Here is a 24380-nt window from a genome sequence, read left to right as displayed (position 1 = left end):
GTAGACGCTGTTGTTTTGTTTAGTTTTCAAAGATCATTTTCTATCGCGCCTCTCTCAAGGCGACTTTATTATCTTACCAAATTAATTATTTGGTGTCAATAACTTTTTTGTTTTCGTTTTTTCGTGATAAGCTGTCGTTTGTGACAACGTTTATTAATATAACACCGTCCATTGCTAAAGGCAATAGCTTTTTGTAATAAACTTTACAAAGTCTTAATGTTGTAATTATCGCATTATTTGTATCTTCTATTAGTATCGTTTTATATCGCTGCACATTTTCAAACCACATTCGAACTCAATACTAGACCTTGAATTCTGGCGCGTGTGTTCTTATGTAAAGCACAGGCATTACAATTGATGTTTACTTAACACCAAGGGTTTAAGCAGCTTGCGCTAAATATTAACCATACTTGCAAAAAGGATCATTCTCTCCTGTGAAAGAATGATCCTTTTGACTGTATGCATTTTCGTATAGTTTGTTCCTAAGTTGGTCCAACCCGTACACGGACGTTACTGTCGGTCTCTTATCCTGTTAAATCTAATAAAGCTATTCTTATTTTCAGATGGACAGGACAGTAAGCAGCTTTACGGAAAGAGCCAAATATATTAACGGTGTCTCATTTGCGGGAATAACAGAACGTCTCTAATAGAAGGAGAGTTTGTTAGCAACATTACGACACGGTCTATTCCGATCCCCAGACCGCCAGTAGGTGGCATTCCGTATTCTAGGGCCTCGATGAAGTCATGATCCATTTCATGTGCTTCGTCATTGCCTTGCTCTTTTTCTTTTAATTGAGCTTCGAATCTTTCTTTTTGATCGATTGGGTCGTTAAGCTCCGTGAAGGCGTTGGCATGTTCACGTCCGACGATAAACAATTCAAAACGATCTGTAAAGCGTGGATCTTCCGCGTTTTTCTTCGCAAGTGGTGAAATCTCTACAGGGTGACCGTAGATAAAGGTTGGCTGAATAAGAGTTTCTTCCACCTTTTGCTCGAAGAATTCATTTAATACGTGCCCGAACTGCATATGCTCAGTTACTTGGATACCATGTTCTTTAGCAAGAGCATGCGCCTCTTCGTCTGTCATCTGTTGCCAGAAGTCTACACCTGTTGCTTCTTTTACCGCGTCTACCATATGCAGTCGTTTCCACTCTGGTGTTAGGTCCACTTCACTATCGCCATACATTACTTTCGTGCTGCCTAATACTTCTTTTGCAATGTGCGCTATTAGGTTTTCAGTCAGGCTCATAATATCTCTGTAGTCAGCATACGCCTCGTATAATTCAATCATGGTGAACTCAGGGTTGTGTCGAGTGGAGACTCCTTCGTTACGGAACACTCGTCCGATTTCGTAGACTTTCTCCAACCCTCCTACAATAAGGCGCTTTAGGTGTAGTTCTATCGCAATACGCATATAAAGAGTCATATCAAGGGTGTTATGGTGTGTGATAAATGGTCTTGCAGAAGCTCCGCCCGCAATTGAATGCATCATCGGCGTTTCCACTTCTAGGTAACCATGGTCATCTAAGTAGCGACGCATCGCTTGGATGATTCTACTTCTTGCTATAAATGTTTCTTTGCTTTCCGGGTTTGTAATTAAGTCAAGATAACGTTGACGGTAGCGTTGCTCTACGTCTTTTAGTCCGTGATACTTTTCCGGTAATGGACGTAATGCCTTTGTTAGCAATTCAAATGAGGTGGCTTTAATAGAGAGCTCGCCAACCTTTGTTTTGAAAATCGTTCCTGTAACACCTACTATGTCACCGATGTCGGCGGAATTAAAAATTTCGTAGGAGTCGTCTCCAACCGCATCTTTACGGATATAAAGCTGGATTTGTCCTGTCAGGTCTTGAATGTGAGCAAAACCCGCTTTTCCTTTGCCACGTTTTGTCATAATACGCCCTGCAATGGTTACCGCAACTTCTTTTTCATCAAGAAGTTCTTTTTCTATTTCTCCGTATTCAACAATCAGTTGTTTCGAATCATTTGTACGTTCAAATCTTGTTCCAAAAGGATCTAACCCTTTTTCGCGGTGTGTTTTCAGTTTTTCCCGTCTCACCATCAACTGGTCATTTAAGTTTAATTCTTCTTGACTCATCGCACTCAACTCCATCATTGTTTTAGGCTGCTTTCGCATTGAATGTTGCTTTTATTATACGAAAAGAGCTTTGTTTAGAATCTATTAAAAGTATGTAATTATTATAATAGCTACATTATTCTTCTTATTATATCAAAAAAACACTGTACATCTCCAGAAATCGAACGGTTCCTCTTTAAGACTGCAAAAGTTTTCAAAAAATGCCTACCTATATTATTTCCAACTATAAATAAAGCTAAAACTGCCAGCGTCCGACTGGCAGTTTTTGAAGGGTAATCTAGGGGTATTATAGGATAGCCTTATTTGCATGTCAAATAGCGTGCAAGTTTGCTGATTCTTGTTGTTCCTTCTCTTCCACGAGATTGTCTATAAGACTCACTAGTTCTTGTCTTGTGAGGCATTCGTTTATGGAGTTACGTGTCTTTGCATTTCCGCGTATTCCTTTAAGGTACCATGCAGCATGCTTACGCATTTCACGAATCGCTACATTTTCCCCTTTAAGATCAATAAGACGATCTAAATGGAGTTTACAAACATCCATTTTTTCACGTACAGAAGGCTCATCAACAAGTTTCCCCGTTTCAAGGTACTGAACGGTACGGTAAATTGTCCAAGGGTTGCCTAGGGCAGCACGACCGATCATCACCCCGTCTACACCGGTTTCTTCTAACATTCTTTTGGCATCTTGCGGGGTTTGAACATCGCCATTTCCGATTACAGGAATGTTGACAGAGTCTTTAACTTGCTTAATGATGTTCCAATCTGCAGTTCCTTCATACATTTGTACACGAGTACGACCATGCACAGCTACCGCTTGTCCACCAGCACGTTCAATTGCTTGCGCATTCTCAATCGCAAAAATATGTTCGTCGTCCCATCCGGTACGCATTTTCACTGTTACCGGCTTGTCTACAGCATCTACAACTGCAGCAACCATTTCATATATTTTATTATGATCTAAAAGCCATCTTGCTCCTGCATCACATTTCGTGATTTTCGGCACCGGGCAGCCCATGTTGATATCAATAATGTCTGCTGTTGTATTCTTATCTACAAACTTTGCAGCTTCCACTAGTGTATCTTTTTCTCCTCCAAAGATCTGAAGACTTAAAGGTTTTTCGCGTTCATCGATATAAAGCATCCCCATCGTTTTAGCATTTTTATAAAGGATCGCCTTGTCACTGACCATCTCTGCACAAACCAGGCCCGCTCCAAACTCTTTTACTGTCAGTCGGAATGCCGCGTTACATACACCTGCCATTGGTGCAAGTACTACTTGGTTTTTCATTAGAATATCACCGATTTTCAACATTAGCTTTTAACCTCCTCTCTTTTTGTTAATTCAGGTGGCGTTAATTCCTCCACCGAAACCTTTAACTCATCGGCAATTGCACAAAGAAATTCTTTTTTCGGTACACGATTGCCTCTTTCTATTTCACCTAATACAGAAACAGATATATTTAAATTTTTCGCGAATGCTTCTTGGGTATATCCTTTTAGCTTTCGAAACGCACGGATACGTCTTCCCCATTTATCGGCTTCCATACTTGTACCCCTTCTCTTTCTTGTAATTCAAGAAGTGCTTTATGATCTATATGTCTAGGAATATCTTCTCTATCCGCAATTTCTAATAAAGGAGTTAATACAAAGGCTCTTTCCCACATTCTTGGATGGGGAATAATAAGCTCTTCATTTTCAATATTTTCTTGGTTGTACAATAAAATGTCAAGGTCTAACGTTCGCGGACCCCATCTTATATCTCTTTTTCTGCCAAAAATATTCTCTGTACTTTGCAAGAACTTTAATAATTCAAGGGCGGCATAGGAGGTATTTACTTTAATTACCATATTTAAAAACCTCGCTTGATCGGTATAACCAACCGGGTCCGTCTCATAAATGGAGGAAACTTTCTCAAGTTGGATCCTGCTATCCTCCATAATAGATTTTATAGCGCTTTGTAGAATAGCTTGCCGTTCCCCCTGATTAGAGCCTAAAGCAATATAGGATACATACATTACGCTCGCCCTCTTGTAATTTCAACTGCCACCGATTCATAATGGCCGGGTATAGGCGGGTCTGGCTTAATTGCTTTTACTGTGCACTGCTCAATTAAAGGAAAAGATAGAAGAACATTTTGGGCAATCCGTTCCGCCACTGTTTCCACTAGCTTATAGGTTTCTTTTTCTACCACCTGCTGGCATGTGTTATAAAGATCAGCATAGTTGACGGAATTAGTAAGGTCGTCTGACTTACCTGCTTTAGACAAATCTAATTCTACTATTAAGTCGATGATAAACCTTTGGCCTAACTTGGTTTCCTCGGGAAATACACCGTGATATCCATAAAACTTCATCTGATTAACATAGATCTTATCGATGAGTTGTCCCTCCTTTTTGGAGCATGGCATCCATCATTTTGGCCATTCTCGAAATTTCTTTCACATCATGTACCCGAACAATCTGGCAGCCTTTTTGTATACCAAGGCAAACTGTCGCTCCTGTACCTTCCAACCTTTCCTCAGCGGGCAGGTCTAAAACTCGGCCGATAAAGGATTTTCTTGATGTTCCAAGAAGCACAGGGTAACCTAGGCTAGAAAAGTGTTCTAATGAGTTCAACACCGTTAAATTATCTTCAAACGTTTTAGCAAACCCAATCCCGGGGTCAAGCACAATATTCTCTTCTTTTACCCCTGCACACTTGGCTATACTGATGCTTTCAAAAAGGTCGCTAATCATATCTGGTATTAGCTGTTGGTAATTCCGCTCTTTTCGATTATGCATTAAAATGATAGGAACACCGTATTCTGCAGCAACTTTGGCCATATCAGGGTCAGCTTTTGCCCCCCAAACATCATTGATGATATGCGCTCCTGCTTCAATGGCACTTTTCGCTACAGTCGCTTTGTACGTGTCAATGGAGATTGGCACATTTACCTCTTTTGAAATTGCGGCGATAATGGGAACCACCCGTTCTAGTTCTTCTTCCACACTTACAAACGAGGCCCCTGGTCTGGTTGATTCACCACCAATATCAAGGATATCGGCACCTTGCTCTACCAACTCCTTCGCTCGAAGGACCGCTTGCTCTGTTTGGTTGTACTTTCCCCCATCCGAAAAGCTATCGGGGGTTGCGTTTAAGATTCCCATGATAAGAGTCTTTTCTTTATAGGGCAGGGTATAGGGCCCACAAGTTAATTTAGATTGATATAAGTTTGTATTCATCATCTTGCATATCGACCCTCTTTGCCTGTTGATAGGACTGCAATTGTTGTGCGGTACTCTGTCTGTATAATTTCTCTAACTGATTCAACACCGAGTTCGTTTTGTGAGGAAAAGGTGTTGTCTCTATTTGTGAGATACGAACCATCTCCTGTGTTGAATTGGTGATAAATACTTCTTCACTTTGTAGGAGTTCTTCTTTTAAAAAGAAACCTTCTTTTACTTTTACATTCATTAACGATGCTAAATGTAGGATATATTGTCTTGTTACCCCATTTAAAATCCCCGTGGATATTGAAGGTGTGTATAGAACATCATCTTTGATCCAGAAGATATTAGAGACAAGCCCTTCAGCGACAAATCCCTCTTTTGTAAGAAAGATACCTTCTGAATTTGAATTTTTGCCTAACTCCCTTTTACCTAAAAGATTGTTAAGGTAGTGGTGGGACTTTAACCGCACTTCACCCTCAGGTGTATTTCTTGGGATGTTCAGAAACACCGCCTTTTTTCCATCTGGGACTGATGCGACTGGTCTGGTAAAAAGAATAGTGGAGGGTTTGCTATATTCTTCGTTTGGCAGCCCCCAATTACTGATTCCTGCAGTTATATTTAAACGGACAACTCCGTCTGTAAGGTTGTTTTTTTCTAGTGCTAGGTTTACCAAATTATAAAGGAAGGCTTCTTGTTCCTCCCACTCTATATAAACGGAATGAAGTCCTTTTTTCAGCCTTGTTAGATGGTCACGAAAAAGAAACGGGACACCTTGGTAGGTTCGAAAGGTTTCAAAAAGCCCCACTCCATAAAGAAAGCCATGGTCCATTACAGATACAGTTGTTTCTTCAATCGGCTTCCAGCTTCCGTCCTTGTAAACAATCATATTACACCTTCTTGCTTGAATAGGTTTGAATAAAGTTACGCAACAGATCCTTACCCACAGAGGTCATAATGGATTCAGGGTGAAACTGTACTCCTTCTATCGGTAACTCCTTGTGGCGAATTGCCATAATTTCATCTTCGTCGGTCCAAGCGGTTATCTCAAAGCAATCCGGTAATGTATCCTTTTTCACGATTAAAGAGTGGTACCTAGTAGCGGTAAATGGGTTAGAAAGAGTTTGGAAAATGGTTTTATCATCGTGGTACATTTGCGACGTCTTTCCATGCATCAGTCTTTCTGCACGCACCACATCTCCACCAAATACCTGTGCAATCGATTGGTGCCCAAGACACACTCCAAAAATCGGTTTTTTTTCAGCAAAGTGGCGTATAACATCTAAACATATCCCTGCTTCATTTGGAGAACACGGTCCAGGAGAAATCATTAAAAACTCTGGATCTAGTTCTTCTATTTCTTCTATTGTTATTTCATCGTTACGTTTTACGAGTAGTTCTTCTCCAAGTTCCCCTAGGTATTGCACTAAATTGTAGGTAAAGGAATCGTAGTTATCGATCATTAAAATCATACTCTCACCTCAGCTCTTATTTTTTGCTCCTCTTCGCTCAACTCTTTTGCCTTCCAAAGCGCTGCCGCTTTTTTCAAGGACTCTTTATACTCTTGTTTTGGAACAGAATCGATAACAACTCCCGCTCCTGCTTGCACATAGGCCATTCCATCTTTGGCAATCATCGTTCGAATGGATATATTAAGTTCCATGTCTCCATCAAAGCCAATCCACCCTATAGAACCAGTATAAACAGAACGTCTAACAGGCTCAAGCTCTTCAATAATTTCCATTGTCCTCACTTTTGGAGCACCTGTTATCGTACCACCAGGGAATGTCGCTTCAATGATATCAGCAACATCTTTATTTTCCGCTAACACACCTTGGACGTTCGAAACGATATGCATTACATGGGAATATTTTTCAATTGCCATAAATTCATTTACTTCCACTGAACCGTATTGACAAACTCTCCCCAAATCATTTCTTTCTAAGTCCACTAACATTACATGCTCTGCTCGTTCTTTCTCATTTTCTATCAGTTCTTGTGCCAATTCCAAGTCCTCGGCATCCGTTTTACCTCGTGACCTCGTACCAGCAATAGGCCTGGTGCTGACCACCTGCTCCTTTTTCTTCACTAGCAGCTCAGGAGAACCGCTCACTAGCTGAAATTCCGGAAGCTGCAAGTATCCCATATATGGGGAAGGATTTATTTTTCTTAAAGCTGAATAGATCTCCATCGGGTGAGTCTTTAATGGTTCTGCCTGACGTACCGAAAGATTTACTTGGAACACATCTCCTTGTGAGATATATTCCTGCACCTTTTTAACCGCTACAATAAATGCATCTTCTGTAAAAGAAACTTCCCGCTTTAAGGTTGAATGTTTCTTTTCAAATTCGTAGTTCGTGACCGCATCATGAGCACTTGTCCATTTTGCTTTATATTCTTCTATTCTGTCTTTAGCACCCTGCTCTTCACCTTCGTTTGCATGAGCAATAATGAACAGTGCTTTTTCTTGCTTATCGTAGACAAACACATCATCAAACAATAAGAAATACAGATCTGGTATAGTAAGATCATCCTCAGAAATAGAAGGAATGTCCTCGATGAAACGAACACAATCATATGTTAAATACCCTATGGCTCCCCCTGTAAAATCAGGAAAACCTTCGAGCTTCTTAGCGGTTCTTGTGACTACAAAATCTTGAAGAAGCTTTAGAGGGTTACCGCTAAGCTTTTGCTTTTGCCCGTCCTTATAGTGTATTTCGAGACTTGAACCTTTCCCTTTCAGTGAAGCTACCGGATCCAAACCCATTATACAATACCTTCCACCTCGACCACTTTCTAATAGTACGTGATGGGATTTATTTTTGGCCAACGCTTTATACCGACTAAACCACTCATTCTCTTCTAAAGGAAGCTTTACACCTACTGGTACCTTTTGCATTCTTGCTGCCACGCTCCTAACTTGCATAGTATCTTTATTCTACATGATACTTGTCGATTATTGCACAAGAAAGAATGTAAAATTGAAAGGCTCTTTTCGTAATGCTCGTAAAAGCAACATTCAATACGAAATCAGTCAATAAAAAAAGGAAAACAGTTGGTTCCCTGTTTTCCTTTAACATTGCCTATTCTTCAAATTGATATAACGGTGTACTCAAATAACGTTCCCCATTACTTGGAATTATCGCTAATACTTTTTTCCCTTTTCCAAGCTCTTTTGCAACTTGTAAAGCTGCAAATATTGCCGCTCCCGAGGATATCCCACCGAGAATCCCTTCTGCTTTAGCAGCAAGACGAGCATACTCGAAAGCCTGTTCATTTTTCACCGTAATAACTTGGTCATAGATCTTTGTATCAAGGATAGAGGGGACAAACCCAGCACCAATTCCTTGGATTTTATGTGGTCCCGGTTTTCCTCCTGATAGTACTGGAGAGTCGGTCGGTTCTACTGCAACAATTTTTATTTCAGGATATTTTTCTTTCAGGAGAGCTCCAGCACCTGTAATGGTTCCACCGGTCCCAATACCTGATACAAAAGCATCGAGTCTATCTCCCATTTGTTCTACAATCTCTTTTCCTGTTGTTTTACGATGAATTTCAGGGTTAGCCTGGTTATTAAACTGCTGCGGCATGAACAATCCTTTTTCTTTTGAAATAGCTTCCGCTTTCCGGATCGCTCCACCCATCCCCTCTGCTCCTGGAGTTAGTATCAGCTCCGCTCCATAGGCACGAAGTAAATTTCTACGCTCTACACTCATGGTATCTGGCATAACCAAGATTGCTTTTAAACCTTTGGAAGCCGCAATCATAGCCAGACCTATTCCCGTGTTGCCACTGGTCGGTTCGATTAGCGTGTCTCCTTCTTTCAGCGTTCCTTCTTCGAGCGCTGCGTCGATCATCGCCAAAGCAATACGATCCTTTACGCTGCTCCCTGGATTCATAAATTCTAATTTAAGGTATACTTCAGCCATATCTTCTTCAACGATTCGGTTTAGTTTTACTATGGGTGTTTGCCCGACTAACTCATCCATTGAATTTGCCACTCGTACCATACTAACTCCCCCATTCTTAAAACTTAGTGTTTTTGTCGGAATTACTTCCATTTAACACCATTTAATCTGAATTGTCAATTTATTTGCTTTCCTTCTTCATCTTTACTCTATTGAGCAGACGCATTATGCCATTCTACTCCAATTTCATTCCAAAAAATCGATGGGTCCATTGTCCCTTCCATATGTTCTAGGGCGAGCTGACGTCGAATTTGGTTTTTTACATCCTCAAAAGAATAGGTAACACTGTTTATTTTTTCGTGCAAATAAAGCACCACAAAATAATCTTCTACCGGGATAGGGTTGCTCCACTTTTTATCCTCTAATTTGCTGGCTTCCTCAAGATAAACCGCAGGGTAAGTTTCTGATTTATGAGTTAAAAATCCTAAGTCACCACCCTGGTTTGCGGTTAGCTCATCTGTAGATAGCTCCATGGCCAAAGAAGGAAAACTCGAGCCATCTTCTAATTCTTTTTTTACCATGTTGGCTTCCTCTTCAGTCTTCACCACAATATGAGAGAGATGAAAGGAATCATCTATTGTATAAAGCTCTTCATTTTCCTGATAATAATTTTCTAGTTCTTCTTCTGATATGGTAACATCTTTTACTAATAATTCTTCTAGCAGTAAACTTGATCTGATTTGCTGTTTGACCGATTCCTCAGAAGCAGTTTGAAGCAGTGGCGATCGATTGTACATGGTTTTAATCATTTTCCACTCTCGTTCTACCGCTTCATCAGAGATGGTCACCTTGTACTTCTCTGCCATTTGCTTTATCACTTCTTGATTAACTAAAATACGCGCCACTTCATCCCCATACATCTTCTCAAGCTCTCGTAACCTATCCCCTCTTGTGATAGGAGTATCACCTACAGTAGCAATGATGTCCTCTTGGCCCATTACGGAAGAAGCTTCTCTTAAGGAAAGGGATTGCTTAGCCAAAAACGCCAAGGTTAAACAATTTATGATAACTAAGCCAAATATAATATTCCATAACCATTTTTTCTTCAACGTCCCTTTTTGGTGCATGTTGTCACCTAGCCTTTAACTTGATCTCTCATGCTTTCAAGCTCTTCTTTAGAGAAATCATAGGTCGCATTACAGAAATGACAATGCGTTTGTGCGTGCCCATCTTCTTCAATAATTTCAGAGATTTCTTTTTCTCCTAAAGAGATGATTGCACGCTCAAAGCGATCTTTAGAACATTTGCACTTAAACTCCACCGGCATTGTTTCTAAAAATTCAACATTGTTTTCTCCTAGAATTTCTTTTAAAAGTTCCTCTGGTGTAAGTCCTTTTTCAATAAGCTTTGAAACAGGTGTCATGGTGCTGATTTTTTCTTCAATAATACGAATTGTTTCTTCCGATGTTCCAGGAAGTAACTGGATAATGAAACCACCGGCAGCAAGTATGGAGTTGTCCGGATTTACAAGAACTCCCACTCCTACAGCTGAAGGCACTTGCTCAGAAGATACCAGGTAATAAGTGAAGTCTTCTCCAAGTTCACCGGAAACCAATTCCGTTTGCCCTGAAAAATGATCTTTTAAGCCTATGTCTTTCACAACCGTGAGTGATCCGTTTGTCCCAACAGCTCGTGCCACATCCAATTTCCCCTGCTGGTTTAGTTCAAAATGTGTTTGAGGGTTCGAGACATACCCTCTTACCTGTCCTTTTGCATTGGTATCCACAAGGATCGCTCCGATTGGCCCTCCGCCGTCAATCTTTATGGTTAGCTTATTTTCGCCTTTTAGCATTGCTCCAAGCATCACCGAGGCAGACATTGCTCTACCTAAAGCTGCTGAGGCAGTTGGCCATGTTTGATGACGTTTTTGCGCTTCAGAAACAGTCTCCGTTGATTTAACTGCATACGCTCGCACCTGTCCTTTAAATGCAAGTGATTTTACTAGATAGTCTGACATGCTGTACTCTCTCCTTTCGTCTCATTCATCTTTTGTATTTTTTGTATAAATTAAATGTAGCCCTTTTAGTGTTAAAAAAGGATCGACGATGTCAATTACATCTGTTTCATTTCCTATCAGGGTAGCCAAGCCCCCGGTAGCAATTACATTAGGGACAATAGGAGATTGACGCTTCATTCGTTCAACAATCCCTTCTACTTGTCCGACATAACCAAAAAGAATCCCCGCTTGCATTGCACTAACCGTATTTTTTCCGATTACTCCATCTGGTCGTGCAATCTCAATTCTGGGAAGCTTGGATGCTCTTGAATAAAGAGCTTCAGTTGAAATGCTTATACCGGGCGCAATGGCACCACCGAGGTACTGTTTCTCCTCATTGATATAGCAATAGGTTGTCGCCGTACCAAAGTCCACAATAATTAGCGGACTTCCATAGAGGTGTATACCTGCAACTGCATTGACAATTCGATCGGCACCGACTTCTCTCGGATTTTCATACTTTATATTTAACCCTGTTTTAATCCCAGGCCCAACCACTAATGGCTTTACATGAAAATATTTCTGACACATTCTTTCCAAAGAGAACATGATTGGAGGAACCACAGAAGAGATGATAATCCCATCAAAGTCCTGAAATTTAAGACCAACATGTTCGAGTAAGGATTTGATGATCATCCCGAACTCGTCCTCCGTCTTATTTCGACTCGTTTCCACCCTCCAATGATGCTTTAACTCTTCTCCTTCGTATACACCAATAACTGTATTTGTATTCCCTACATCCAAGACAAATATCATGACAATCCCCACTTTACTAACAATTTACAATGATAGCCTTATTATACTATAAGTATTCACATTGATAACCAGGAACTATTTATTCCTCGGGAAATCCTTTTTCTGCACTAAACTGCTAATTTCGACAAAAAAAGATGCCTGAGCACAGGCATCTTTTTCTCATTCCGGCTTTTTATCGTCCGTGTTTTTTATATCTGTATCTTTTTTAGAATTGATATTTACTTTTACATCATCTTGCACATTTTCTTTAACAGGAACTTCCGGAAGCTTCCCATTTTCGTAAAGGTGCTTGATTTGTTTTTCATCAAGTGTTTCAACTTCTAATAAAGTTTGAGCTACAAGTTCTAGCTTTTCGCGGTTTTCTGTAAGAATTTGCTTAGCCCGCTCGAAGCTTTCTTTAATGAAACGCTGAATTTCCATATCAATATCATGCGCAATGGCATCACTGTAGTTTTGCTCATTTTGAATATCACGACCTAGGAATACTTGACCACCTGATGCTTGACCAAATTGCAATGGACCAAGCTTTTCGCTCATTCCATATTCAGTAACCATTTTGCGGGCAATTCCTGTAGCGCGTTGGAAATCATTATGAGCACCCGTACTTGCTTCTCCAAAGACAAGTTCCTCAGCCACACGACCCGCTAAGAGACCAGTAATTTTGTCCAATAGCTCAGGCTTTGTCATGAAGTAACGGTCTTCTCTAGGCAGCATTACGGCATAACCGCCAGCTTGCCCACGAGGAACGATTGTAACTTTATGGACCATGTCCGCCTCGTCAAGAACTAAACCAATAATGGTGTGCCCAGCTTCATGATAGGCTACAATATTACGTTCCTTCTTAGAGATAACTTTCCCCTTCTTAGCCGGCCCAGCAATAACACGGTCAATCGCCTCATCAATATCAAGCATATCAATGCTTTTTTTATTGCGTCTTGCAGCTACTAACGCTGCTTCATTGAGAAGATTTTCTAAGTCTGCACCAGAAAAGCCAGGAGTACGCATCGCAATAGTCTTCATATCGATCTTTTCAGAAAACGGCTTGTTATGCGCATGTACTTTAAGAACCTCTTCACGACCTTTTAAGTCTGGACGATCAACTGTGATCTGGCGGTCAAAACGACCTGGTCTCAATAACGCAGGGTCAAGAATATCAGGACGGTTTGTTGCAGCAATAATGATAATTCCTTCATTTGCTCCAAATCCATCCATTTCTACTAGCAATTGATTTAGGGTTTGTTCACGCTCATCGTGTCCTCCACCTAATCCAGCGCCACGTTGACGACCTACAGCATCAATCTCATCAATGAAAATGATACATGGGGCATTCTTTTTCGCATTTTCAAATAGATCACGAACACGGGACGCACCGACCCCGACAAACATCTCTACAAAGTCTGATCCACTAATAGAGAAGAATGGTGTACCTGCTTCCCCTGCAACTGCTCTCGCAAGCAAGGTTTTACCTGTACCCGGAGGTCCTACTAATAGCACCCCTTTAGGAATACGAGCACCAAGCTCTGAGAATTTACGAGGATCTTTTAGAAAGTCCACTATTTCTACTAGTTCTTGTTTCTCTTCGTCTGCGCCTGCTACATCCTTGAATTTAACTTTTTTCTTTTCCTCACTATATAGCTTCGCCTTACTTTTACCAAAGTTCATCACACGGCTTCCGCCGCCTTGAGCTTGATTTAGTAAGAAGAAAAATAGGATGAAAATGATGACAAATGGAATGATGGAAGTGAAGAAGGTTACCCAGCCACTTGTTTCTTCCGCCTCTTCTACCGTCATGCTTATGTTTTGCGCTTCTGCAACCGATTCTACACGTTCTAGTGCACTTGGACTATTTGGAATTGCTGTAACAAAGGTTTTGCCTTCCTCTGCACCTACAATATTTCCACGCACCTCATAGACGGAACGAGTTGGTTGTATAGTGAACTTTTCCACCCGGTTATCTTCAAGATCCTGGATGAATGTATTATACGTGATCGGTTCTTCGTCCGTACTTGGACTGTTAAAAAAGCTAACAACCCCTATGACCACTAAAAATATTAATAAATAAAAGATGGTATTACGAAATATTCTATTCATCCCTTACCTCCTCCCACGATAGACAGATTAAACCAATAGTATCATAGAAAATTAATCCAATTCAAGAAATCGGTTTAACTGTTTTTACTCTTCGTTGTTTGTATAGATTTCAGGCTTTAATACGCCGATATAAGGAAGATTACGATATCTTTCTGCATAGTCGAGACCGTATCCTACTACAAACTCATCGGGAACGATAAAACCTACATAATCTGCTTTAATATCAGCTATTCTGCCACTTGGTTTATCCAGCAGTGTGACAATTTTAATTGTTTTTGCCTTACGGTAGCGGAACAACTCCACCAAATAGCTCAATGTCAATCCACTATCAATGATGTCTTCTACAATTAGGATGTCTCTACCCTCAACAGAAGTATCCAAATCTTTCAGGATCTTCACTTCTCCTGAAGAAACGGTGTTATTACCGTAGCTTGATACATCCATAAAATCCATTTCTAAATATGTATCCATCCGTTTAATGAGGTCGCCCATAAATGGCATAGCTCCCTTAAGAACACCTATTGCCAAGGGATAACGGCCGCTATAATCTTCTGTCAGTTGGCCGCCTAATTCTCTTACTTTTGCTTGAAGCTCTTCTTCGCTAAAGAGTACCTTTTCAATATCTTGTTTCATTTCTTTGTTGCCTCCCAAACTGTTAGCTCTTCTTGTAAGTTAATACTAGTACAGGACCCATCGTTTCCTCTGTTGCTTCAAAAGACGAACGTTTTAGCAGCGGCACCCAGAGAACCGTTTCCTGTGCATCTACTATAACAGGCCAGGTTTCCCGTTCATCTCTAGGAACCTTCCCGTCAATAAATACACTCTTCAACTTCTTGCTGCCGTGAGTTCCCTTTAGCTTAATACGATCACCATCACGTCTTGTTCGCACATTAAGCGGGAAAGTTACATTGCTTAAATCGATGATTGCCTGGTTTTGCTCTAAAATTCCATTATGTTTGTAGTGTGTCCAAACCTCGCAGATGATTACACCGTTTGTCGGCAAGATTAGAGTACCGGGAACTTCAAGTGTCGCACGATAAGGCGAAAACTTTACATCTTCAAATGTAAACGTACACTCATTGTAAGACCGGAGAACCTGCAAACCATCCGGAAAATGCAACATTCCTGAAGGGTGCTCACTTTCCAATAAGGATAACAAATTATCAATATGTACAGAGGAAAGAGATGGAGGAATTCTATAATTGTAGAGATAGTTTAATATTAGATGAATCCCTCGCCTTTGTAAAGTTTTTGCCATTAAAAGCACCGGTTTTCTGCTTATAACTACCCTCTTGTTTGTTTTAGTTTTAATTACTTTATTCCACTCTTTTTGCGTTAATTCCTCTAAGTATAAATTGTCCTCTTGTAAATGCTCGCTGAATCTCTGGAACTTCTCATGTAAGGTGGGGAATTCTTCTTTTAAAAGCGGTAGTACATGATGCCGTATACGGTTCCTACGATAGTTATCCTTATCATTACTCGGGTCGTGGCGATAAGAAAGCCTATTTTTCTTCACATAGGCAAGAACTTCATCCTTAGTAACCGAAAGAAGCGGTCGAATAATCCATCCTTTTCCGAAACGGCGCTGTGGAAGTATTCCGGTAACACCCGACATAGAGGATCCTCTTCCTATCTTCATCAAGATGGTTTCAACCTGATCATCTCCATGATGACCAAGTGCTAAAAGGTGTGCATCATGCTTGTCCATTATTTCTTGAAAAAACTTATAACGACACTCTCTTGCAGCAACCTGAGCATTAAGTTTGTGCTTCACCTGGTAGGCTTTTACGTCTATCTGTTTTGACTCAAAAGGGATGTTCCTTTGTTTACACACCTCTTGAACAAAAAGCATATCTTCTTTTGACTGCTTTCCCCTAAACATGTGGTCCACATGAGCCACAACAAGTGTTAAATGCTTTTCCTGCCTTTGAGTGTACAAATAATGCAACAGGCCAATGGAGTCTGCTCCACCGCTTACACCCACCACAACACTGGACTTTTCTGGTAGTAATTTATGTTTTTGAATAAAGGCAGAAACATTGCTCCACATATTATACCCATTCCTTTAAAAATACACGTATAATTTCTACTTTATCCTACCATTTGATGTGTGTCACTGCAAAACAGAAGCTTTTTAATTACTACTTGTAAAAGGCTGTTTTCGCATAGATTGTTGCTTTTACGTATTTTGGTACACCCGGTTACAATCAGTGCTGTCGTGCTCTTTTCCTGTTAAATTAAGAAATTACTCTAAATTTCGTTTGAATAGGGCAGTAAAAAGAACCATACCCCTTTATACCCACTACTTTTCCTAGTAAACACTTGTTATCATAACAATTGGCCGTAAATATAGAAAAAATACGCGGCTAAAACAATCGTTAACAGCACTCCTGTTTCAAGAACTCCTTTTGCCTTACTTTTAGGAGTAGTTTTTACGGAGGAAGTAGCTTTTTTGGGCTGTTGATGCCTGCTGGTTCTACTTGCATAATTGCCAGCCCTTGATTGAGGTGTATATTTAGCCTTTGTTTGAGTAGTACTGATTGGCTTCGCTTCACTTAAAACCTGTAAAACGTCTTTTTTCATCGCGCCAGCGGAATCGTATTTACCGGACAGTGCCCGAATTATAACCTTTTCGTGTTTCATTAACCATGGATTACCTTGAATGACGCTAGTTAATTGCTTAAGTCCACCCTCTCCATTCTTTAAAAACTGCTTAGGATAGCAGGTGTTCACCATAATCATGGCAACTGCAAATAGGTCATACGTAGGCTCCGCTTTTCTTGAACCTAACCCCCAGTAGCCCCGATCGTAGAATTCTGTAAATTCCTTAATTGCCCTACCCCTGATTGTTGTCCCTCCCACATCAATAAGTCTTACTTTAGAAGGATTCGAAGTGACAATTAGATTATCCGGCTTTAAGTCACCAAATACCCATCCTTCCTCATGAAGTGTTTGAAGATCGGTTAGTAACTGCAGAATAAGAATGCCTGCCCATTCCATCCCCTTCTTCTCAATAAATTTAAGGAATGCTTCCCCTTCAAGGTATTCCATCACATAAAAGGAATAGGTAGGCCCTCCCTTTTTTTGTTGCCAGTCATCCACATCGATCAAAGAAGGTCCGAGGGAATATCCCCGGACCTTCGAGAAATGACGTAGGACATTAACCTCAGATGTAATGGATAAACTGTTTTCACTAATTTTCAACGCAGCATATCCACTAGTGTTTCTCGTTAAGTAAACATGTCCTGTCGCACCGTATCCAAGTGTTTTCAAGATGGTATAGCTATTTTGGTGCCATTTTCCGAAGATGGTGGTTCCTTGGGGCAGATTACCTACCTGACTCTTCATAGTATTGTTCATCATCGGAAATCAAGCTCCTTAAGCTACGCTTTTTCTTAAAATAAGGAATGGCTTCTTTTAAAGCAGGTCCCGTTGGTGTTATCCCTCCAGTAGAAAGTTTTGGAAATATAGATGATAAGGACTCAAGTTTTGGTGTCCAATCCAAGATGTTTTCTACTTCTTGGCGTTTGCCTGGGAATACAAAGGCAGAAAACTGATTGTCCCCCATTCTTGCATTTAAACTAAGTGATAGATCCAGCAATGCTTCTTTTACCGTTGGAAGCTTGGATTTCATACTGGCACTTGTGTCAACTAGAATTAACACTTGTAAGGAGACTGTTTCCCCCAACTCGTCTACTACCTCCATCACCTCTCCTCGTTTTTCCGGCGGAAGATCCTCCATCGATGAGCTTGAACCTAAAATCTGTTGAAGTTCTTTATTAATCACTCCTTGTAAAGTTTGGGTCATTGCTTTTCTTGTTACCATTTGGACTGTTTGAGATAAGTTTTTTGCATAAACGATTTGGCTTACCCCACCACCGGACATGGCGATTCCTTCAATTTCCTGCATTCCTCTTTCGTCAATTGTATCCTCATCCATCACCCCTATAACATTCACAGTAATATCCTGTTCTTTTGCAAGAGCTGCCATGGCAATTGGGTCTTCTCCAGAGTTTGAGCAACCATCTGTAATTAATAGAATTTGCTTTAACGTTCCTTTATACACGGTTTGTCCCCTCCTAAATGCATATGATATACATTAGCCATCATGGTCGATATTAGGGGGTTTTATACCTTTTTTAATAGAATAGAAATGTAAAGCTTTAGTCACTGGTTTATGCTTGTCCAAGAGAGACCTCTTGCGGAAACTGTCTTATGCTTGTCGGAGCAATACGAGCCGGTTCCGCTTTACTTTTCATAGCGCTTCCTGCATCGGTTGGTTTTTAGAAATATAGTTGTAAGCAGGGATAGCTGCCCATTTCGGTATATTTCTTTCTATCTTTGCCACAACCACAGTCATGTCATCTTGAATTTGACCTGAGCGGGTGCGTATAACCTCCTCCATAATGATATCTGCCATTTCCTGTGGATCGTCTGTTAAAATTTCAGCAACCTTTCGTTTCATCCATAAGTCATAATTCTCTACATGTTTCGGACCTTCGAAGATTCCATCACTCATCATAATAAGCAAGTCTCCTGCCTTTAACTGCTCGCTAACGACATCTACATCGAACTCTTGAATAATTCCCATTGGTAGGTTGCTAGCTTCTATTTTCAGTACACGTTCTCCTCTCTTGATAAAACTTGGGGTAGAGCCTACTTTTAAGAATTTAGTGGAAGCATCCTGAAGGTCGATCATCGCTAAGTCTAATGTTGTAAAAATCTCATCCGTTGTTCGTAAGGATAAAACAGAGTTTACGGATTTAATTGCTACCTTTTCTTTAATACCAGACTGCAAAATTTCCTGTAAAAGCTTTAGCGTTTCTTTGCTTTCATGATGCGCACGCTCTCCATTTCCCATGCCATCACTGATTGCTATCGCAAACTTCCCCAAGCCTAATTCAATCATAGAAAAGCTATCCCCTGATACCAGTCCTCCTCCTTTTGCTGCATGTGCGACGCCTGTTTCTACTACAAATGCTTTTGCTGAACCAAATGACACATGACAGTATCCATTGTTGTCTGCATTACACTCTTCTTTTTTCACCATAATATTTTCACTTAATATATCTGAAAGCATCGGAGCAATGAGTTTTTCACATTCACCTCTACCCTGGCAATAAGGAATAGTCATTTCAATATCTACATTCCCCTGCTCGACACTGTATATTTCCACCTGTTCAATTTGTATGCCAAATGCTTGTAGTGCTTCTAGAATTTGATCTTCTTGCAGGTAATGATTTTCCCTCTCTCTTTGTATTTCTTTAGCAAAATCCTCCATCACTTGTGACACGCCTAATAATTGGTCAGCTACCAACCTCCTACTCTCCATTAATTGTTTTTTCAACTTCTCACTCGCATGAAATTGTTCTAACTCTTGCTTTATTACCGTTTTCACTTTTTCCGATTTCACACAATGGCGATCCCACTCCTTTTGTAATTTGACATTTAAACTAACCGTTCCCTCTTCTGTGTCCTCCATTAGTTTCGTCATATAATCATAGGTTTTATGAAAGTTCTGTGACCAGCATTGCTCTTTTTTAAAGCAGTTTTGACATGTTTTCTCTGTGACATTACTTAAAAATAAATCGATTTCTTGTTCTGAATCCGGCTGCTCAAATTGAAATTTTGAAAAGCTATTAGATAAAGCCTGAAAAACATGGGAAAATTGCTCTACTCTGTTTGCTGTCACATCACGTATTTTTCTTAAATATTGTTGTTGCTCTGCAGTATACTCTGCTGTTCCCGGTATATGTTTAGCCAATTTAGAGATGGCATTTTGCGGAGTGAGTAAAAAGATAACAACGGCGGCAAGAGACTCTAATATGTTGGGCATAAGCATATGTGTACCTTCCCCATAAATTCCAAGTAAGAGCGTACCAAGCAAAAGACCAACAGATACACCCAGCTTGTTTCCTTCTCTTAATAACCCACCAAGGAGGCCGGCAAATGCCAGCAGGCTCATTTGATATAGATTCGAGACTGTAGCTAAGCTTAAAATTAGTCCAGCCACCACTCCTACTGTAGAACCAATCGTAGCTCCTGCAACAAATGCAAAGATCAAAACCAAATATCTCGATAAAATATGCTCTACTGACATATCGTACATTGTCCAGCCAATTGTTCCGGTTAGAACGGAGGATAGTAAGATAATTAAGCAGATGATCTCTTCTGTTTTAAACGCCTGTTTTTTCTTCTTCATTGTTAGAAGGGGAATGCTCTGAAAAAAGATAAGCGTTAATATAAAGCCTAATCCCGCCTCCACCGCAATCATCATCCAATCATAGGCAACTATTCCGGTCGTTAAGTAAAGCATTGAGGTTTTAGAAAGAAATGCGGCGAAAAATACTAGAAAGGGAAGTGCCTTCATAGCTTCAATTCGTAGAGCCAGTACCCACTTAAATAACAGGATGAACAACACTATCCCACCAAAAACATACGCTGTTGTTAAGAAAGAAACCGTACTCGATCCAATCAATAAGGCTATCAACGTTAACCCTGCTCGTTTCTTTTTCATAAAATAGACGGCTGCAAAAAATGGTAAAGCAAACGGAGTCACTTCCCCAAGGATAAGGGCTCGTCCCAATAAAAACCCAATAAAGACCAATAGAAAGCCCTGATGAAAAAGAATAGAAGCTAGCTTACTCCTAATATTATTCATATAATTCAACATGCCTCTTTTCAGCTTATCTAACTGAACATTAGAAACCGGTTCCCCCATTTCCCTTTCTACTCTCTCCATTTTATCCACTCCCGTTTCGGTTCATTGAGGTCATTATACAAGCTGAAAAAGAAAAGATTTGTCAAACCAACAACTCTGCAAGAAAGAAGTGTTCGACCTATTTCAAGAAAAAGGGAGGAAAGCTGCCAAGAAAACATCGCATTTGCTAACCCACATCCTCATTTTTTGTAACTTCTCTAGGTAAAACCATAGAAAATGTTTTAATTATTCTTACATTTTACAAATGTATTGACATATACTTTATATCTTAGTAATATAACTTTTGTGCCTTATTTCTGTAAGACAATTTATGCAATTTAANCTTCTCTAGGTAAAACCATAGAAAATGTTTTAATTATTCTTACATTTTACAAATGTATTGACATATACTTTATATCTTAGTAATATAACTTTTGTGCCTTATTTCTGTAAGACAATTTATGCAATTTAATTTGGCGGTGTAGCTCAGCTGGCTAGAGCGTACGGTTCATACCCGTGAGGTCGTGGGTTCGACTCCCTCCGCCGCTACCAAATTTAAATTAGGCCCATTGGTCAAGCGGTTAAGACACCGCCCTTTCACGGCGGTAACACGGGTTCGAATCCCGTATGGGTCATAAATAAGCATGATAGTAGTAAATGAATTAAAAACAACACCCAGTGATGGGTGTTGTTTTTTTGTTGTTTTTGCAAACGGTTTAAGCGACCCGAGGATCTCATTTCTCTCCACTGAGACCATCCCCCCCATTTTTTATCACGAGGCCACTGAAAAAAGTACATAATTTTAGGTTTGAGTTAAACACCGCTGTTCCTTTCCGCAAATGGCTTCGCTTTCCGCGGGGCGACCTTGAGCCTCCTCGGGCTATGCCCTGCGGGGTCTCAAGCTTGTCGCTACTCCACCGCTGGAGTCTACACCATTTGCTCCAATCCACAGCTAGAAGCCAACTAAACTATATGTTTTCAGTTTTCAGTGGCCTTTTTTATCACTCAGATAGTCTCATTCCACCACATTGAGACCATCCCTCCCCCTTTTTCATCACTCCGACGGTCTCATTCCACCACATTGAGACCATTCCTCCACCCTTTCACACCGTTCCCATGTTCTCATTCCAGCCACTTCCCATATGCTTCACAGGCACACAACAACAAACTCTACCCAGAGTTCTCTTCTGAAAACGCAAAAAAACTGTAGACACCTTCACGATATTCATCGAATTGGTATCTACAGTCTGAGCAGCTCCGTCAATTCGGAGCGTGCTTTTTGACGTGGCTTACGTCTATATATAGAATATTTAGCAGCAAGTTAGCCTCGTTTGGCTCCACGACCTCCACGTTTTGATTCCGTGTTGCGCTTCAGGGAAGATAAACGATCTTCGCTATCCTTTAAGAATCTTGCCACTTTCTGCTCAAAGTTTTCCTTTGGACGGAATTCTTCTCTTTTTCTTGGTGGTCGTTGGCTAGAACGATTTTGTGTGCTCGGTCTTGATGGAGATGATGGTGCAGACGAGCGTGGTTGTGGCTCACGGTAAGTGTCACTAGCTTTTTTGATGGAAAGACCGATTTTCCCGTCTTTTTCCACATTAATGACTTTGACTAGTACCTCATCGTTCACTTTTAAATGATCGTTAATATCCTTCACATAGTTGTCTGCAACCTCACTGATGTGAACTAGACCCGTTGTGCCTCCTGGCAACTCTACAAACGCGCCAAAGTTAGTTATTCCTGTTACCTTACCCTGTAACTTGCTGCCTACTTCGATTGACATAAAAAAAATGCTCCTCCTTAAAATCATAAAAAATAAATCACTTTACCTACCATTATACCTAGAGCAAAATTGAGGTGTCAATATAACAACTAATCTGATGACGAATCATCCGGTATATTGAAGATGATTTCTCCATCTTCTGACATGAAATAATCTCTACGTGCGATCTTCGCAATATACTCATCATCGTTCAGTTTGACTATTTCTTCCTCTAAACGGTGCTGTTCTTGCTCTAATTGAACCAGTTCTTGTTCCACTGCTTCTTTTCTATCTTGTTTTTCCTGTAAAATAGCTCGTTGCTCCAAAAGTGTCTTACCTATAAGAATTCCAAAAACTGCCACTATGACAAAGAATAAGGACAAACGGCGGTAAAGCCCACGGCGTTTTTTTTGTTGCTTCATATACTGTTCCTGTTTAACTTTTGAATAATCTGAATTTATTTCTGCTATGTTCTTTTTTCTTGCCGCGCTCATCTTATCATTCCTCTCCTAGCGCTTTTTCAAAATTTCCTTCACTCTATTTATTATACTATGTTTCCTATTCTTTACTAGTGAGAAAAATCCTGCTATCTTTCTAAAAAGAATTTCCAAATATTTTTTAAAAGATTTCGGAAGCAACTTCCATAGTAGCATAAAAACCCATTGAATCGGTAGAGTAAGAATCTTTATTATTTTCCAAATCAAAATAAGTAAAAAGCGAACGATTGAATATACAACCTTATAAGTCCCTAATAGAATAAATATTATAGCTTGTACGAGTAATTGAATAGGCTTGATTATCGTCATTTTCACTATTTTTTCTAACAACTGGTAGAAGCTTATGGAAAGTTGAATCGTGGACTCTAATAAACTTAAATAAAAATAACGAAGAATACTTTGATAGGCTGCATACCCACAAACGATCGCAATAAAGATATAAAAACGAACCTCGCCCTCATTTACTTTAAGGAGGACATAGAAGGTTACAAGCCCCTGCATGAGCCAAAAGAGGAGGTCGTGCAGAAACACGATCCATCTCGCTCTTTTTTCTCTTTTCATAAACCGTCCATACGTATCAACGGCTGCTCCCAAGTAGCTGCCCACGCCAACCATGGCAAGCATTGTGTAGAACTGGGTGGTTAGGGTCATTTAAATAACTTACTAAAGAAACCTTTAGCTTTCTCCGCTTGTTGATCATCCAGGTAAATAATCTCCATGATTTTACCTTTTATTGAGACGACTCCCTTTTCTACATCCAAGTTTTTCATCTGTAAATTTTGACCTCTTACAGAAAGAAAGCCCATGACGGTTTCTAAGAGAAACTCTTCATTATCAAAGCTTTCTACTTGCTTTACACCTGTGATATCAAGCAACCTTCTGCTTCTCATGACGATGTCTTGTTCTTGGACAGTATGCTGCTTATTCGAATGGTTTTCTTCATAGTATTGGTTCATTTTCATCCCTCACCTATCCATTACTTAAAGATAGTACATGTATATGAAAGGGATTTTTTTTTAGAACAAGCCTGTACATTCTACTCTTCTGTTTGTGCGACTCGTTCCTCTTTTAAAATGGTATACATCATGGATGCCTCTTCTTTTTTTGCTGTTTCTTGTACATGATCGACAGAGGCAGTTACAATTTTTTGTCCAAAATGGATGGTTAGCTCATCTCCACCTTTTACGGTACTACTTGCCTTTGCTTTAATACCATTGATGGAAATTCGGCCTTGTTCTGCAACTTCCTTGGCCAATGTTCGACGTTTAATGATTCGAGAAACCTTTAAAAATTTATCTAATCGCATG

General features: G+C 40.1%; 24 protein-coding genes and 2 tRNA genes. 2 read left to right on the top strand and 24 right to left on the bottom strand.

Going from position 1 to position 24380, the window contains the following annotated elements; all coding sequences use genetic code 11:
• Positions 1-606: 606 nt before the first annotated feature.
• The 19 genes from lysS to spoIIE all read right to left on the bottom strand — a co-directional run bounded on the left by lysS (position 607) and on the right by spoIIE (position 20856).
• Positions 607-2097, bottom strand: coding sequence for a lysine--tRNA ligase (lysS, locus tag K9B36_RS15785; RefSeq protein ID WP_223703351.1), 1491 nt, complete (start codon positions 2095-2097; stop codon positions 607-609).
• Positions 2098-2407: 310 nt separating this feature from the next.
• Positions 2408-3409 carry a tRNA dihydrouridine synthase DusB gene (gene dusB / locus K9B36_RS15780; RefSeq protein WP_223703350.1) on the bottom strand — a complete coding sequence of 334 codons (1002 nt, stop codon included), beginning with the start codon at positions 3407-3409 and terminating at the stop codon, positions 2408-2410.
• A complete protein-coding gene (locus tag K9B36_RS15775) occupies positions 3409-3642 on the bottom strand; it encodes a helix-turn-helix domain-containing protein (protein WP_223703348.1) in 234 nt (77 codons plus the stop codon). Before K9B36_RS15775 ends, dusB begins: the two co-directional genes overlap by 1 nt.
• Positions 3594-4112, bottom strand: a complete 519-nt coding sequence (gene folK / locus K9B36_RS15770) for a 2-amino-4-hydroxy-6-hydroxymethyldihydropteridine diphosphokinase (protein WP_223703346.1) — start codon at positions 4110-4112, stop codon at positions 3594-3596. The genes K9B36_RS15775 and folK overlap by 49 nt, the downstream gene beginning before the upstream one ends.
• The gene (gene folB / locus K9B36_RS15765; protein ID WP_223703358.1) at positions 4112-4474 is read right to left on the bottom strand and encodes a dihydroneopterin aldolase; all 363 of its coding nucleotides are present in this window, start codon (positions 4472-4474) and stop codon (positions 4112-4114) included. Before folB ends, folK begins: the two co-directional genes overlap by 1 nt.
• Positions 4467-5321, bottom strand: a complete 855-nt coding sequence (gene folP, locus K9B36_RS15760; RefSeq protein WP_223703344.1) for a dihydropteroate synthase — start codon at positions 5319-5321, stop codon at positions 4467-4469. Before folP ends, folB begins: the two co-directional genes overlap by 8 nt.
• On the bottom strand, positions 5293-6192 hold the full coding sequence (gene pabC, locus K9B36_RS15755) for an aminodeoxychorismate lyase (RefSeq protein WP_223703343.1): 900 nt from the start codon (positions 6190-6192) through the stop codon (positions 5293-5295). Before pabC ends, folP begins: the two co-directional genes overlap by 29 nt.
• A gap of 1 nt (position 6193) precedes the next feature.
• Complete coding sequence (gene pabA, locus K9B36_RS15750) at positions 6194-6775, bottom strand: aminodeoxychorismate/anthranilate synthase component II (RefSeq protein ID WP_223703342.1); 582 nt, start codon at positions 6773-6775, stop codon at positions 6194-6196.
• Positions 6772-8202 carry an anthranilate synthase component I family protein gene (locus tag K9B36_RS15745; RefSeq protein ID WP_223703341.1) on the bottom strand — a complete coding sequence of 477 codons (1431 nt, stop codon included), beginning with the start codon at positions 8200-8202 and terminating at the stop codon, positions 6772-6774. The genes pabA and K9B36_RS15745 overlap by 4 nt, the downstream gene beginning before the upstream one ends.
• Positions 8203-8386: 184 nt before the next feature.
• Entirely contained in the window at positions 8387-9313 is a 927-nt protein-coding gene (gene cysK, locus K9B36_RS15740; RefSeq protein WP_223703340.1) for a cysteine synthase A, read from the bottom strand.
• Positions 9314-9420: 107 nt separating this feature from the next.
• Positions 9421-10338, bottom strand: a complete 918-nt coding sequence (locus K9B36_RS15735; protein WP_223703339.1) for a peptidyl-prolyl cis-trans isomerase — start codon at positions 10336-10338, stop codon at positions 9421-9423.
• Positions 10339-10346: 8 nt separating this feature from the next.
• Positions 10347-11228: an Hsp33 family molecular chaperone HslO gene (gene hslO, locus K9B36_RS15730; protein WP_223703338.1), complete on the bottom strand. Its 882-nt coding sequence runs from the start codon at positions 11226-11228 to the stop codon at positions 10347-10349.
• Positions 11229-11249: 21 nt separating this feature from the next.
• A complete protein-coding gene (locus K9B36_RS15725; protein ID WP_223703336.1) occupies positions 11250-12023 on the bottom strand; it encodes a type III pantothenate kinase in 774 nt (257 codons plus the stop codon).
• Between the two features lie 159 nt (positions 12024-12182).
• Positions 12183-14114 carry an ATP-dependent zinc metalloprotease FtsH gene (gene ftsH, locus K9B36_RS15720; protein WP_223703334.1) on the bottom strand — a complete coding sequence of 644 codons (1932 nt, stop codon included), beginning with the start codon at positions 14112-14114 and terminating at the stop codon, positions 12183-12185.
• Between the two features lie 84 nt (positions 14115-14198).
• On the bottom strand, positions 14199-14747 hold the full coding sequence (hpt, locus tag K9B36_RS15715) for a hypoxanthine phosphoribosyltransferase (protein WP_223703332.1): 549 nt from the start codon (positions 14745-14747) through the stop codon (positions 14199-14201).
• Positions 14748-14769: 22 nt separating this feature from the next.
• The gene (gene tilS / locus K9B36_RS15710; RefSeq protein WP_223703330.1) at positions 14770-16164 is read right to left on the bottom strand and encodes a tRNA lysidine(34) synthetase TilS; all 1395 of its coding nucleotides are present in this window, start codon (positions 16162-16164) and stop codon (positions 14770-14772) included.
• Between the two features lie 278 nt (positions 16165-16442).
• The gene (locus K9B36_RS15705) at positions 16443-17477 is read right to left on the bottom strand and encodes a protein kinase domain-containing protein (RefSeq protein ID WP_223703328.1); all 1035 of its coding nucleotides are present in this window, start codon (positions 17475-17477) and stop codon (positions 16443-16445) included.
• A complete protein-coding gene (locus K9B36_RS15700; RefSeq protein WP_223703327.1) occupies positions 17443-18180 on the bottom strand; it encodes a VWA domain-containing protein in 738 nt (245 codons plus the stop codon). Before K9B36_RS15700 ends, K9B36_RS15705 begins: the two co-directional genes overlap by 35 nt.
• Positions 18181-18369: 189 nt before the next feature.
• On the bottom strand, positions 18370-20856 hold the full coding sequence (gene spoIIE / locus K9B36_RS15695; protein ID WP_223703326.1) for a stage II sporulation protein E: 2487 nt from the start codon (positions 20854-20856) through the stop codon (positions 18370-18372).
• Between the two features lie 433 nt (positions 20857-21289).
• On the opposite strand from spoIIE, the gene K9B36_RS15690 reads away from it, so the two are divergent.
• Together K9B36_RS15690 and K9B36_RS15685 are read left to right on the top strand one after the other, a co-directional pair.
• A tRNA-Met gene (locus K9B36_RS15690) sits at positions 21290-21366 on the top strand.
• 11 nt (positions 21367-21377) lie between these two features.
• A tRNA-Glu gene (locus K9B36_RS15685) sits at positions 21378-21449 on the top strand.
• Positions 21450-22135: 686 nt separating this feature from the next.
• Here the strand turns inward: K9B36_RS15685 and K9B36_RS15680 are convergent.
• The 5 genes from K9B36_RS15680 to K9B36_RS15660 form a co-directional block, all read right to left on the bottom strand.
• Complete coding sequence (locus K9B36_RS15680; RefSeq protein WP_223703325.1) at positions 22136-22597, bottom strand: S1 domain-containing RNA-binding protein; 462 nt, start codon at positions 22595-22597, stop codon at positions 22136-22138.
• Positions 22598-22686: 89 nt separating this feature from the next.
• Positions 22687-23070 carry an FtsB family cell division protein gene (locus K9B36_RS15675; RefSeq protein ID WP_223703324.1) on the bottom strand — a complete coding sequence of 128 codons (384 nt, stop codon included), beginning with the start codon at positions 23068-23070 and terminating at the stop codon, positions 22687-22689.
• 15 nt (positions 23071-23085) lie between these two features.
• Entirely contained in the window at positions 23086-23724 is a 639-nt protein-coding gene (yabQ, locus tag K9B36_RS15670; protein WP_223703323.1) for a spore cortex biosynthesis protein YabQ, read from the bottom strand.
• The gene (yabP, locus tag K9B36_RS15665) at positions 23721-24029 is read right to left on the bottom strand and encodes a sporulation protein YabP (protein ID WP_223703322.1); all 309 of its coding nucleotides are present in this window, start codon (positions 24027-24029) and stop codon (positions 23721-23723) included. The genes yabQ and yabP overlap by 4 nt, the downstream gene beginning before the upstream one ends.
• Before the next feature lie 80 nt (positions 24030-24109).
• Positions 24110-24379 carry an RNA-binding S4 domain-containing protein gene (locus tag K9B36_RS15660; RefSeq protein WP_223703321.1) on the bottom strand — a complete coding sequence of 90 codons (270 nt, stop codon included), beginning with the start codon at positions 24377-24379 and terminating at the stop codon, positions 24110-24112.
• Between the last annotated feature and the right edge of the window lies 1 nt (position 24380).

This window comes from Sutcliffiella deserti (assembly GCF_020037475.1).
Lineage (GTDB): Bacteria > Bacillota > Bacilli > Bacillales > Bacillaceae_I > Sutcliffiella_A > Sutcliffiella_A deserti.
Note: the sequence above shows the minus strand (reverse complement) of the source record. Positions and strands in the feature narration are given on the sequence as shown.